This window comes from Vibrio sp. Vb0667, from assembly GCF_033391095.1.
On the sequence record NZ_JAWPOL010000459.1, the window covers coordinates 1 to 1,002 of the forward strand.

Genomic DNA, 1,002 nt, shown 5'->3' on the forward strand with positions numbered 1-1,002 from the left:
CCACAATTAACTCAGCGTCAAAAAGCAGAATATCGCGAAGATTTGGATAACCTACGCAACCAACTGTCGGTGATCGATCAACAAGTTGAGCAAAAACAGCAAGACTTGGTCGAGATTGAAGCGCGAGTGCGCAACTTACGCCAAAGCTACCAATACGCGAAGAAAGAACTGGATATCACCCAACCGTTGGCGGATGAAGGCGTTGTTCCGCGTATTGAGCTACTCAAATTGCAGCGCCAAGTGAACGACACTCGCCGTGAAATGACATCTAGCGAACTGAAAATCCCAGTGATCAAATCCGCCATCAAAGAATCCATGCTCAATCGCATCGATGTGGCGTTGAAGTTCCGTTCCGAACAACAAGAGAAACTCAATAATGCTCAAGACCAACTGTCTGCATTAGTTGAATCGGCTGTTGGCTTGGAAGACCGCGTAAACCGCACAGTGGTGGTCTCTCCGGTGACAGGCAAAATCAAAACGCTGAACGTCAACACCGTTGGCGGCGTTATCCAACCGGGTATGGACATCGTTGAAATCGTACCAACCGAAGACACCTTGTTAGTTGAGGCGAAAATCGCCCCGAAAGACATCGCTTTTCTACGCCCGAACCTAAATGCCATCGTAAAATTCACCGCGTATGACTTTACAAAATACGGCGGCTTAGTGGGTGAACTGGAGCACATCAGTGCCGATACCACCCAAGACGAGGAAGGCAACAGTTTCTACATCGTGCGCGTGCGCACAGAAAAAACCAGCTTTGGTCAGGATGCCGATTTACCAATCATTCCAGGAATGACAGCATCGGTCGATATCATCACAGGGAAGCGAACCGTTTTGGAGTATCTGCTTAAGCCGATCTTAAGCGCCAAAACTAACGCCTTGAAGGAGTAACTGATACAAAGGCACTCACAATGTGCAGTTAAGCTCGATAAGTGGTTAAATAAAAAGCACTTATTTCTCACCAACGAGCCCATTGGAAGAGTACACTTGTGATGTGAGTCG

Annotated in this window: 1 protein-coding gene; it reads left to right on the forward strand. The window is 47.6% G+C overall.

All coding sequences use genetic code 11. From position 1 onward, the window contains the following. Window positions 1-891 (forward strand): HlyD family type I secretion periplasmic adaptor subunit (locus R8269_RS26645; protein ID WP_318223097.1); only part of this gene is annotated, 891 nt, incomplete at its 5' end. Window positions 892-1,002 lie beyond the last annotated feature (111 nt).